Below are 12,065 nucleotides of genomic sequence, written 5' to 3' on the forward strand. Positions count from 1 at the left end.
CGTGGTTTAGGCATCAACATCAAAACATCGCTGTTAACTGCAAAATAACTTTACGTTATCAATAATATATAACGGGGCTTGGTGATTTTATGCAAGCCCCTGAGTAACCGCTTAAATGTTGGATTAGTTTGATTTGTTGGTCGCAATATCAACAGAATCATCCACCTTTGTATCGCCTTGAGGGCTCTTAAGCAATGAAAATTTTACCAATGCAAACCCCAATAAAGCCGATAAAAATGACCCGGTTAAAATGCCTAAGCGTTCATCAATCATCTTACCTGTGGCTTCAAAGGCTAATGAACCTATAAATAAGCTCATGGTAAAACCAACACCACACAAACAGGAAAGTCCGGCAAGTTGTAGCATGGTCATCCCTTGAGGTAATTTGGCCAGCTTTGTTTTGACAGCAAGATAACAAATACCAAACACCCCTAAAGGTTTGCCCAATAACAAACCAAACGCAATACCCAAAGTGACTGGGTGCAAAATGGCTTCCATATTGATGGTGGTGACGGAAATGCCAGCATTGGCAAAGGCGAAAATAGGTAAAATAACAAAGACTACTGACGAGTGCAGGCTGTCTTCTAGATGCTGCGCCGGAGAGAAATATTTATTCTTTTTATCTTCCATCGGAATAAAGAACGCCAATAACACACCGGCCAAGGTGGCATGCACGCCTGACTTTAAAACCGAGATCCACAATACAGCACCAACAAGCATATAAGCTGGGATGTCGGTGATATTACGGCGATTGAACCACCATAAAATGGCTAAACAAGCACAGGCAATATACAGTGGCGTATTAGCGATATCGTCGGTGTAAAATAAGGCAATAATGACTATCGCACCAATATCATCGATGATGGCTAAGGTCACCAAAAACACTTTTAGCGCGGTCGGGACTTGCTTGCCAAGCAACGCCAGAATACCCAAAGCAAATGCGATATCGGTTGCGGCTGGAATTGCCCAACCTTGGCGGGTTGTTTCATTATCGATGTTAAACAGCAAATAAATGGCCGCCGGAACTATCATCCCGCCAATGGCTCCCATCACAGGCAACGCCACTTGGCTTGGCTTAGACAGCTCGCCTTGTAAGATTTCGCGCTTAAGCTCAAGCCCAATTAAAAAGAAAAACACCGCCATTAAGCCGTCATTAACCCATAATAAAATGGGTTTATCTATGCTTAGTTGTCCAATATGTATCCCTGCTGGAATACTGATCAGCATTTCGTAAAATACCGACAATGGACTATTGGCAACCACTAACGCTAACAAGGCGGCAACCATTAAAACGATGCCAGAAGCAGCATCATGATCGAAAAACTTACGAATTATTGTAGGCATAAAATATGTTTAAGATATTACTCTGAAGAACATTGAAAAGAATAGGCTAACGTTGTGCTGATGCCCTCTACGCTGTAGTCATAAATTTTGCTGTTATCCATCGACTCTTTAATCACCCTGCGAAACTCATCTAAATCCAGTCCCGCTGGTACACAAATAGCTGAAAGCCCTAAATTTCGACCTTTTACAGAAGCATAATTGTTGACCGCCTTGCGGGTACTTTTGGCCCGCTCAATAACACCATCAGAGTCATCGCTAGACAATAAGTTTTGTTGTTTACTGAGTAAGCCGTAAAAGAAGCCACTGCATCTGAGTCGTTCTGAATCACTCAATTGCGCTTGCAAGCATGTCTTGATGTATTTTTCTGCCGAAAACACATCATCATTAGCGTGCGCATTTAAGCTCCAAAATAAAGAAACGCTAACCAGCCATAATTTGTACATTGTCGCTCCTAGGAAGCCCTTCGGGTTTCATCGTTAAAATGACAGCAAAAGATTGATCTACATCATCTATTTCACTCTACTAAAGTTAAATATAAGATAATATCTGTTTTAACCTTATAAATAATTCGATAAAAGCGAAACGTTATGAATATAAACTTTAACCATTTGTACTACTTTTGGGTAACCGCCAATGAGGGTGGTATTAGCAAAGCGGCTAAAAGCTTACACCTGACCCCACAAACCGTCAGTGCACAAATCGCTTCCCTTGAACAACGACTTGAACGTAAGCTATTTGAAAAACGCGGCCGAACTTTAGCCCTAACAGATTACGGGGTGCTAACTAAAGTATATGCCGATGAGATGTTTAATAAAGCAAATGAATGGATGCAAACAATACAAACAGGTGAACAAGATTGGTCGAATTACTGCCGAGTCGGGATCACCGATGGGCTGCCCAAATCTTTAGTCAGTATGTGGTTAACCCCGTTGTTAGATCATCATAAAACCCACCAAGTTGACTGTCAGGATGGTAGCTTAGAGGAGCTTATTGAACGTCAATGTAATTATGAGATTGATTTGATTTTAACCGAGTTACCGATGCCGTCTAAGTACCACCTGAACGCGCATTGTGAACGCATTGGCACCAGCCCTATTGGTTTGTTTTCACCAGAACCTTTGGCCACCAAGATTAGCGATAACTTACCCCATTCTTTAGATCAAAAACGTTTTGTTATGCCCGGGCTTGGCACTCCTTTGTGCATGCAATTAGAACAATGGTTTGAACAACACCATATTGCACCCACAGTCAGTATGTATGCCAGCGATATTGCGTTAATGAAAACGCTAGGTCGCGATGGTTTTGGTTCTTTTGCTGCGCCATTAATCTTAAAACAAGAAATTATGTCGACATTTGAGGTGTCATTGGTTTGTGAGTTTGAACATATCAAGCAAGATTATTTTGCCATAACCCCCAAACGTTCTTTTTTACCGCCGATAGTTAAGGCCATTGTTAATCATGCCAAGAAGAATCAATAACCTTTGCGGATACAAAGCAATGAAAATCTAGCAAAAAAAATGGAGATCTTAAAAGATCTCCATCAAGATATCGCTTAACCGAAGTTTGAGCATCATTATTTTAATTTCTCAACTTGGTGTTACTGATAAGCGTATTGTTTAAATAAACTTGAAACACCGAGATTAAGCGACATTAACTGGATGACTGTTGCTAACGATTATTACCATTTATAACCTAGTTGCAAACTCGCAATCGCAACATCATCATTGGTTGCAGCACCAATGTCTAATGTCAGACCCAATAGATTCAGGCCAAAACCTGCGCTGATTAAATCGCCGTCAGCGTTTTCTAAATCATGTTGAAAACCAACACGAATTTTAGCAACATCCCAAGCATCTAATTCTGCGCCAAAAGCAACAACTTGCTCATCTGGGCAAAAAGGTACTTTATTTTTGGTTAAATCTGCATCTACAGCTAAGGTAAGCCAGCCGTATTCAAATGCGGCACCAATTTTAGCTTGTGGACCTAGCTCAACTAACGCACCACCTTCAGCAATTGCTGTTGCCGTTTGTAGCTCTTGCGCCACAATATTGGTTAGAGTCATACCTAAATTAATATGCTCGTTTAACTCTACTAACATCCCTAGGTCGGCATTAAAGGCTGTTTTTTCAGTTAGATATTCATCTTCACCGATATCATCTAAATCAGCATTATCGACTCCAACCGCATAGTGATACACACTGATTTTTTGCATTTTAGGCATAACACTAAAAGACACGGGTATACCATCAAAATCAACCATATGAGTAAAAGCTAAACCCGCTTCACCAACCACTAAACCTTGAGCGACAACTTCAGATTGCAAATCGTCATCAACGTTAAAGTTCACTTCACCACTGATTGGATCAACATAGTTCAAGGCTAATTCTTCTGGCATACAACTACCGGTCAGATTCATATTAGCCTGGTAACAGTCTTCGTAAGCTCTTAAGTCGCTCGATAAGCCCGTTAATGTTTCGGCGTCGCGATAGTGAATCTCACCACCCACGCTCGCTCCTACATTAACCTTCAAACCAAAACCCAATGTTTGGCTCGGTACAGCAAGTGAGACAATGGCCCCGGCATCAGCTTCAATACGACGATCTGAAATCTCTTCTAAGTCACCCGATAAACGATCTGCAACTTCGGCAACATGGTTATAGCTACCAGGGTAACCGGCCATGTCAATGGCATACTCAAGTTCGTCAATACTGTCTTTATCTTGAAACTCATCTAAGGCATCAACGAATTCATCTTCATCGTTAACACCTAAAGTAATCGTTGGCAGAGAAAGAAACCAACTATCTCTTACTTTTACCGATGACAAAATTGCAGGGTTGTGGGTCATTGCATTAGTAATGTCGGTAACGGCGATACCAACGCCACCCATAGCTAAGGACTTTGCTTGATTTGTGGTTGAAAGGCTTGAAGCATTTACTGAGCAAGACAACAGAGCAATACCAACACCTAGCGCTACTTTATTTTTCATATATTCCATACCAAATAAAAAGCAGGCTCACTGAAGCGAAGTAAAACCATATGAGAAGTGTTTAGTTTGCTTCTGATATTGTCTTTTCATAAAACATGACAACCAAGCGCATCTGCTTGAGTCATTTTTTACACCCGATTCAACAAGCCAGCAGGGATAATTATGGCGCGAATTTAACAGAGCAACCCTAGCCTTTCAAAGGTTTTTTTACATATATTATCGAACGGTTTCTTTTTGTACTTTTTTATAATCAGAGCCTAAAAACCAAGCGTCATCTATAGCTAAAAATTATTTCAAAACTTAGGCTAAAAGCCTTATATAACAAGGGTTGCGACCAATAACGAAATCACAACATAATTAACAATTCGCCAACATGATGAAAGATTTTATCTGCGCTTCTAAGCACGGTTCGATGGGATATTCTAAACTTAAGGTGCCCTCATCTTTTCCTGTAGATAGGGCGCTTTTTGCGCCAATAATTTAAACCAAAAATTTCGCCAGACCGATGCCCCCAAAAGGAGCCATGCCAATGAATACGAAAACAGCTAGGCAGCCAAAATATGGTTTGTTTAAAGTCTGGGATAAAGGCGTTAGGTTGTTCCATTGGCTCAATGTTATCTGCATTCTTGGCCTGATGGCGGTAGGGCTCTTTATTTTAAATAGCAAAAGTTTTGGCGTCAGTGGCGAGGGTAAAATTTTACTCAAAACCATTCATGTTTATATTGGCTATGTCTTTGTGGTTAACTTAATTGGGCGAATGATTTGGGGGTTTATCGGCAATAAATACGCTCGATGGAACCGAGTATCGCCTTTTTATAAAGGCTTTTTTGGTGAGCTAAAGTCATACCTAGCGGCCATTCGCCAGCAACCAACATCACCCTATGTAGGTCATAACCCACTGGCTAAGCTGATGATTAGCGTATTATTTACCTTGATGATAGTACAAGGCTCTACAGGCTTAATTTTAGCGGGTACGGATTTATACTTTCCTCCTTTTGGTCATAAAATCGCAGAATATGTTGGCAAATCAGATAACGAGTCAAGCAACATTGTTAAGCTAACGCCGGGCTCAAAGGAAGGCGTTGATGCTAAGGCCTATGCCCAAATGCGAGCATATAGAAAGCCAATCATTAATTTGCATGTGCTGACATTTTATCTGCTGTTGTTCTTTATTGGCTTACATTTAGTCGGTGTGGTTTTTACTGAAATTAAAGAAAAAAATGGCCTTGTATCCGCCATGATAACGGGCAAAAAATATATCAAAGACAAGCCCATAGACCCGTAACTTCAGGCTCCGTTGCACCTTGCTTACTGCGTTTAGTTGCTTAATTGCACTTAATTGCGCTTAATTGCGCTTAATTGCATTTAGTTACTTGCTAAAGCGACAAAGAAATCTATAGGGTAAAAATAGCAATCCCATTAAGTTCGTTACCAATACTGCTTGCGCGATTAATTTGCTTAGAACATCTAAGTTGCTGATGAAACTCATGGCAAACAATTAATGCCTATAATGAAGGCAAGACAGTAGCAAATGTTTGCAACAAAGGACGCCCCACCAAAAGCCTATGACACACTATCGCATCGAACATGACTCCATGGGCGAGTTACAAGTTCCAAATGATAAATATTACGGCGCCCAATCAATGCGCTCTTTAATCAATTTTCCCATTGGTACAGAAACCATACCCGAACCACTTATTAGCGCATTAGGCATTGTCAAACTCAGCGCTGCGAAAGTAAATCGCGATTTAGGCCTGCTTGACGATCATATTGCCAAAGCCATCATATCGGCAGCAACCGAAGTGGCAACAGGACAGCTTAATCAGCACTTTCCTTTGACAGTTTGGCAAACGGGCTCTGGTACCCAGACCCATATGAATGCAAATGAAGTTATTGCCAACAGAGCGAATGAATTGTTAGGTACAGCACTTGGGACTAACAGCCCTGTTCACCCCAATGACCACTGCAACCTTGGGCAATCTTCCAATGATAGCTTTCCAACCGCGATGCACATTGCAACAGCGTTAGAAATACACCATAGGTTACTGCCTGCACTAAACACCTTACACCAAGAACTGAAAACAAAGTCACTACAATACAGTGACTTAATAAAAATTGGCCGTACCCATTTGCAAGACGCCACGCCCATCACACTAGGACAAGAGTTTTCAGGCTATGCTGCCCAATTAGAGCATGCCATCATAAAAATAAACGCAACGTTACCGAGTCTATATCAGCTTGCTCAAGGAGGCACTGCCGTTGGTACTGGGCTTAATACGGTTGCAGGGTTTGACCATAAGTTCTGCCAGCAAGTGGCAAAATTTACGGGGCTTGAGTTTACGCCGAGCAGCAATAAATTTGCCGCACTGGCAACACATGACCCCCTCGTTGACGTCAGTGGTGTACTTAACACCATAGCTGTGAGCATAATGAAAATAGCCAACGACATACGAATGCTGTCGGCGGGCCCCCGTTGTGGGATCAATGAAATTCACCTACCCGAAAATGAACCCGGCTCGTCTATTATGCCCGGCAAAGTTAACCCTACTCAATGCGAAGCTTTGACCATGATTGCCGCTCAGGTCATGGGAAACCATACCACCATTTCTATTGCCGGTTCCAATGGCCACTTCGAACTTAATGTATTTAAGCCAGTGATCATTTACAATCTGTTGCAATCTATACGCTTATTAAGTGATGGTTGTCAAAGTTTTGCCACCCGATGCATTAACGGGATTGAGCCAAATGAAGCTCAAATTTCAAAACTTGTCAGTCAATCGTTAATGCTAGTGACGGCATTAAGCCCACACATAGGTTATGAGAATGCCGCCAAAATAGCCCAAAAAGCGCATCGCGAGGGAAGTTCATTACGGGACGCAGCGCTGGCATCAAACCTAGTAACCAAAGAGCAATTTAACCAGTGGGTTGACCCCATAAAAATGACCAAGCCAAGCCCTAAGGACGATTAACTTTTCGAAATTTCAACCCAAAGTGGATTTGCTATACCTTAAATCCTATGTCGGTGCCACCGCATTCACTGTCAGCACACGATGAATCAAATGTGTGCGTTCTTCCTTTTGTCAAAAACAATCCAATCTAAATAAAAATCATTCGCATTTAGATTTAACTGTGCTAAATTACAAAACAGAGATTAACCATATGGCTTAAAAACACGCCATTAATTGCATCACTTGCTAAACGTTACTGAGTCACGTTGGAGGACAAATGAAATTTAAACTTTCTACCATTGCGGCCACATTGCTGGTCAGTCATAGTGCAGTTGCAGAACTAAACAATGACATTGAACGCATTGTTGTTGAAGGCAAAAACTTATCGGTTAACGAGTCAAACTCGATTAAATCCCCTACCCCAGTTATTGATGTTCCCCAAAGCTTAACCATAGTCACAGCCGATGAAATCACCGCTCGTGGTATTACCAGCATTAGTGACATTATTGACTACACACCAGGGGTCAATAGCTCGCAAGGCGAAGGGCATCGGGATGCGGTGGTATTTCGAGGAGTTCGTTCAACCGCTGACTTTTTTATGGATGGCAATCGCGACGATGTACAATATTACCGCTCATTGTATAACGTAGAACAAGTTGAAATTTTACGTGGTCCTAATGCGCTCCTGTTTGGCCGAGGTGGTACTGGTGGCATCTTAAATCGAGTATCTAAAAAAGCTGAATTTACTCAAAACTTTAGCCATTACAAAACAATGTTTAATTCATTCGGTGGCTACAATGTAGAGTTAGATACCAATGTGATTACTTCTGAAGATTCGGCCATACGTATAAATGCAATGTACGAACAACTGGAAAATCATCGGGATTATTTTGCAGGTGAACGCACTGGCATTAACCCTACCGCCCGCTTGCAATTAAATGCCGACACCACGGTTGATTTGTCATACGAGTACATTAATCATCAACGCTTTATCGACAGAGGTATTGCCACCGATGACAATGGCAAGCCCGTCAAAGCATTAGAAGATGCGGTCTTTGCCGATCCCAAAAATAACTTTCAAGAGCTTGAAGCACATGTATTTCGTGTCGCCTTAGAGCACCAATTTAACGATTACATAAAAGGTAACTTCAGTGCCTTTTATGGTGATTACGATAAACTATATTCAAATTTTTACGCCACTGATTACGACAGTTCAAGCAACATAGTCACCCTCGACGGTTATATTGATACGACCTTGCGTGACAACCTTATTCTTTCGGCAACTTTGGTGAGCGAGTTTGAAACCGGTGCTTTTGGCCATACCCTACTTTTTGGTAGTGAAATGATTCGTACCCATTCAAATCAAGACCGCTTTAATCCCGTTTTTAGCACCACAGGCAATGACAAAGAGAACTTCTTAGTGGAAAGTTCATTAAGCTTTAATAACCTAGCCGGGACTAATGCCGATGGTGAACGCTTTAGTGTGGCATTTAGCGATTTAAACGACGATACTCGTGTAAGATTAGATGTTATTTCGGTTTATCTACAAGATGAAATCGCCCTTTCAGAGCACTTTGATCTTGTCTTAGGTGCGCGCTTTGACCGTTTTGATATTAACGTCTTTAACGCCGACCCTGCGGTACTCGAAACCCGTACCCGCATCGACGAAGAGATATCGCCTCGTATGGGGATGGTGTATAAACCCCAAGAAAATGTGTCACTTTATGCCAGTTACAGTGAGTCGTTTTTACCGCGAAGTGGTGAGCAATATACCGATATAAATGGCAACGATGACAAGCTTGCGCCAGACACCTTTAGCAACAGAGAAATGGGCATAAAATGGGACTTTGCAAATGCATTAAGTGTAACTGCGGCGGTATTTGAAAATACCCAAAGTTCGCCACAAATTGCCGACAATGACCCATCAACATTCGATGTTGTAGACCAAGAGATTTCAGGCTTTGAATTTCAATTAACCGGAAACGTCACCGAAGATTGGTTTGTTTTGGCCAACTATAGCCGTCTTAATGGTGAAATTGTTAATAGAAATGGTGCCACCGGAAGAACCCCACGCGAACTTCCCGCGCAAACTTACTCGCTGTGGAGTACGTATCAAGTGTCCCCTGCTTTAGGTATTGGCTTAGGTTTAACCCACCAAGGCGAAAGCTACATCAACAACACGAACTCAGCGATTTTACCAAGTTACACTCGGGTTGATGCCGCCATTTATTATGATCTTTCCGATGATTTACGTTTACAGTTAAACATCGAAAACGTAACCGATGAGTTGTATTTCCCCAATGCTCACTCTACTCACCAAGTCAGTGTTGGAGCCCCAATGCATGCAATGTTATCGATAGTTGGCAGCATCTAATTTAATACCCCGTTAAATGAGTATTTAAAAAATAAAAAAGCGCTTTATGCTAAAGCGCTTTTGTTTTTTACGTTGTTTCCATCCTTAATAAAATCAGATGAAAAGTCATTCACTGCCTAGCCAACAACATAACTATGGGAAAGAATAACGAATAATTCTCTTTAGTACCGAAGCATATTGGCTTAAAAAGCTGCCAGTATTGTAATGAATTTTGTGCTCTTTAAATATGTTTTGCACCTCTGGCGCCACCTCTTGATACCTTTTAGCCGGCATATCAGGAAACAAATGATGCTCGATTTGAAAGCTCAAGTGTCCGGTTAAAATATGAAACCAGTTGCCACCCTTTAAGTTTGACGAACCTAACGCTTGACGATAATACCACTGACCTCGGCTTTCATTTTGGCATTCTTGCTCGGAAAAAGTTTTCACATCGCCGGTAAAGTGACCACAAAAGATAATGGTGGATGTCCATAAGTTTCGTAAAATATTGGCGCAAAAATTCCCTAATAACACCGAGAGAAAAAACGGTCCCGCCAGTAAGGGAAACAACAAATAATCCTTAACCAGTTGCCTTGCACCTTTACTAAAAAAGCGTTTTTTAAGTTCTGCGTGCGTAACTTTGTGATCTCGATTTTGTTTTTTCTTACCAAAGAAGACGCGCTCCGCCGCCATTTCATGATACGCCACCCCCCATTGAAAAAACACACTCAGCAAGAGGTAGGTAACAAATTGCCAAAGGTTTTTCACCCGCCAACGAAAGTCATTAGACAAGCGTAAAAGCCCGTAACCAAAGTCTCGGTCTTTACCGATAATGTTGGTATAGGTGTGATGTTCGTAGTTATGCACTCGATTCCAACTTGCACCATCACAGGCTATATCCCATTCATACGCTTTGGCATTAATATGTTTGTCATTCATCCAGTCGTACTGCCCGTGCATCACATTATGACCAATTTCCATATTGTCCAAAATTTTACCAAGCGCCAGCGATAATACGCCAAACACCCAAAGGATAGGACTGACAAAACCCAGCAGCAATAAAATTCTGCCTCCCCATTCAAACAGTCTTTGCGCAATAATCACCTTTTTGATGTAGTTTGCATCATCTTGCCCAACTTTTTCCATTGTTGAGGCTTTAAGTTGATCAAGCTGTTCGGCTAATCGCTCATAATTAGGACTCGTTACTTGGCTCATATCTTTAGCTCCACATCAGTCATTACTTGAGATACACAAAGTTGAATTAGCTCTTCGCCTCTATCGGATAGTTTTCCGGTGAGAACATTTTTCACCACACCGCTTTTTTTCGTACATTGGCACTGATGACAAATCCCCATTTTGCAGCCATAGGTAACACGCTCGCCTAAGTCGAGTAATTGGGGTAAAAGGGTGGATGAATTACTGATCGCTAACGTCTTGCCGTTGTATGACAAATCAAACGTTGCTTGTTCAGATGGGGCAAACGCAATCAGTGAAAAATGCTCAGAGTAAAGCTCGCTGCCAGTTTCTTTAGCAAAATCGGCAACACTTTGGTAGAACGCATTCGGGCCACAAACATACAGTGCCGTATGCGCAAAATTGGCAAGTTGCTCACCAACATCGCCATGCGTTTGGCGAGTCATTAATTCAAAGCTGAAATTTGGGATGTCTTTTGCTAAAGCCGACAACTCATCAACTAACAAGTGTTCGCCTTTTTTTGCATAGTAAAGCAAGTGCACCTGAGATTGATTACTATGACGCGCTTTTAAAGCTTCAACCATCGCAATAAATGGCGTGATCCCAGAACCTGCCGCCAAGCACAGTGACTTCTTCGCAAGATGCTCAACAACAAACTCGCCTTTTGGCGATGAAATATTAACCCAATGGCCCACGGCTAGTTCATGCAATGAGGGAGTCAACTGACCGTTGCGTTGCTGTTTGATGACCAATCGAATGTTTTGTTTGGTCTTAGCCTGTTGTGGTGAGGAGGCAATAGTAAACACCCTAGTGATTAATCGACCATTAAGTTGCAAGGTCAACTCTATGTGCTGACCTGCTTGATGAATTGGCCAAGACTTTTCAACGGCTAGGGTCAAGGCTATGGTATTTTCCATCAACTCTTCGATAGCCACTACTGTTGCTCGGTAATAGCCTTCGCGCCAAGCGGGTTTAAATACTTGTATCAGAGGCTCAAAATACGCCCCCCAAGATGAATGGTGCAGCAAATTTTGGCTGACCCAATTCAAAGTTTTTTTCATAAATACACCAATTGAGTTTACATGTGTACACTTAAATTAGCGCACAAGTGTAAACTCAAAAAATTAAAAATCAACCCTGTTTAGAGTAAGGGTTCTAATATGCGTTGTGTTTTTACTTATAAAGCTTTGAGTTGGAGGAACTTTCGGGCCGATAAAATATGTATTTAATCAAGACTTGG

Annotated in this window: 9 protein-coding genes; 4 read left to right on the forward strand and 5 right to left on the reverse strand. The window is 41.7% G+C overall.

What is annotated here, in order from left to right:
* Nucleotides 1–123: 123 nt before the first annotated feature.
* Nucleotides 124–1,344, reverse strand: a complete 1,221-nt coding sequence (nhaA, locus tag ACAY00_RS13475; protein WP_371374743.1) for a Na+/H+ antiporter NhaA — start codon at nucleotides 1,342–1,344, stop codon at nucleotides 124–126.
* Between the two features lie 17 nt (nucleotides 1,345–1,361).
* Nucleotides 1,362–1,787 carry a hypothetical protein gene (locus ACAY00_RS13480; RefSeq protein WP_371374745.1) on the reverse strand — a complete coding sequence of 142 codons (426 nt, stop codon included), beginning with the start codon at nucleotides 1,785–1,787 and terminating at the stop codon, nucleotides 1,362–1,364.
* Between the two features lie 144 nt (nucleotides 1,788–1,931).
* On the opposite strand from ACAY00_RS13480, the gene ACAY00_RS13485 reads away from it, so the two are divergent.
* Nucleotides 1,932–2,822, forward strand: a complete 891-nt coding sequence (locus ACAY00_RS13485; protein WP_371374748.1) for a LysR family transcriptional regulator — start codon at nucleotides 1,932–1,934, stop codon at nucleotides 2,820–2,822.
* 200 nt (nucleotides 2,823–3,022) lie between these two features.
* Here the strand turns inward: ACAY00_RS13485 and traF are convergent, their stop codons facing one another.
* Nucleotides 3,023–4,330 carry a conjugal transfer protein TraF gene (gene traF, locus ACAY00_RS13490; protein WP_371374751.1) on the reverse strand — a complete coding sequence of 436 codons (1,308 nt, stop codon included), beginning with the start codon at nucleotides 4,328–4,330 and terminating at the stop codon, nucleotides 3,023–3,025.
* 529 nt (nucleotides 4,331–4,859) lie between these two features.
* Here traF and ACAY00_RS13495 point away from each other — a divergent pair.
* The 3 genes from ACAY00_RS13495 (at nucleotide 4,860) to ACAY00_RS13505 (ending at nucleotide 9,652) form a co-directional block, all read left to right on the forward strand.
* Nucleotides 4,860–5,615: a cytochrome b/b6 domain-containing protein gene (locus tag ACAY00_RS13495; protein ID WP_371374753.1), complete on the forward strand. Its 756-nt coding sequence runs from the start codon at nucleotides 4,860–4,862 to the stop codon at nucleotides 5,613–5,615.
* A 280-nt stretch (nucleotides 5,616–5,895) separates the two neighbouring features.
* Nucleotides 5,896–7,299, forward strand: a complete 1,404-nt coding sequence (gene fumC, locus ACAY00_RS13500; protein WP_371374756.1) for a class II fumarate hydratase — start codon at nucleotides 5,896–5,898, stop codon at nucleotides 7,297–7,299.
* Nucleotides 7,300–7,555: 256 nt separating this feature from the next.
* Nucleotides 7,556–9,652, forward strand: coding sequence for a TonB-dependent receptor (locus tag ACAY00_RS13505; RefSeq protein WP_371374759.1), 2,097 nt, complete (start codon nucleotides 7,556–7,558; stop codon nucleotides 9,650–9,652).
* A gap of 132 nt (nucleotides 9,653–9,784) precedes the next feature.
* Here ACAY00_RS13505 and ACAY00_RS13510 read toward each other — a convergent pair whose 3' ends face one another.
* Both ACAY00_RS13510 and ACAY00_RS13515 read right to left on the reverse strand, forming a co-directional pair.
* Entirely contained in the window at nucleotides 9,785–10,846 is a 1,062-nt protein-coding gene (locus ACAY00_RS13510) for a fatty acid desaturase (protein WP_371374761.1), read from the reverse strand.
* Nucleotides 10,843–11,886, reverse strand: a complete 1,044-nt coding sequence (locus tag ACAY00_RS13515; protein WP_371374764.1) for a flavin reductase family protein — start codon at nucleotides 11,884–11,886, stop codon at nucleotides 10,843–10,845. Before ACAY00_RS13515 ends, ACAY00_RS13510 begins: the two co-directional genes overlap by 4 nt.
* Between the last annotated feature and the right edge of the window lie 179 nt (nucleotides 11,887–12,065).

Source organism: Thalassotalea sp. 273M-4 (genome assembly GCF_041410465.1).
GTDB classification, from domain to species: Bacteria; Pseudomonadota; Gammaproteobacteria; order Enterobacterales; family Alteromonadaceae; genus Thalassotalea_A; species Thalassotalea_A aquiviva.